This is a genomic window from Belliella kenyensis (assembly GCF_022549675.1).
Lineage (GTDB): Bacteria > Bacteroidota > Bacteroidia > Cytophagales > Cyclobacteriaceae > Belliella > Belliella kenyensis.
Window position 1 is genome coordinate 1 of sequence record NZ_JAKZGR010000065.1, and the last position, 606, is coordinate 606.

Here is a 606-nt window from a genome sequence, read left to right on the forward strand (position 1 = left end):
ATTTCTATGCAGATGACCTTTTAATCGCAAGTGTGGAGGCTGAGCCATTTACCTTCAACTGGGACAATGCACCTCTGGGCAATCATTACATCACAGCTATTGCCACAGACAATGAAGGGGCTGCGACAGTTTCTACTCCTATTTTCATAACAGTCGAGGAAGCTCCTGAAATCCCTGAAACTCCTGCTTCTCCTGCTACTCCTGAAGCTCCTGCTGTGAATGTTTCCCCAACAATCAGCATCATCACCCCAACAGATCAGCAGGTATTCGAGCAAGGGCAAGTAATCGAGATCACTACCTTAAGTGCGGATGAAGATGGTGAAGTCGTGAAGGTAGATTTCTATGCAGATGATCTATTGATCGCAAATGTGGAGGCTGAGCCTTTTACCTTCAACTGGGACAATGCACCTCTAGGCAATCATTACATCACAGCTATTGCCACAGACAATGAAGGGGCTGGGACGGTTTCTACTCCTGTTTACATAACAATCGAGGAAGCTCCAGCAGCCAATGTTTCTCCAACAATCAGCATCATCACACCAGAAGATCAACAAGTATTCGAGCAAGGGCAGGTTATCGAAATCACTACCCTAAGTGCAGATGAAG

Annotated in this window: 1 protein-coding gene; it reads left to right on the top strand. The window is 46.0% G+C overall.

The annotated features are described in order from the left end of the window. Positions 1 to 606, top strand: a 606-nt coding sequence (locus tag MM214_RS18960) for an Ig-like domain-containing protein (RefSeq protein WP_241297747.1), incomplete at both ends; no start/stop codon positions are given.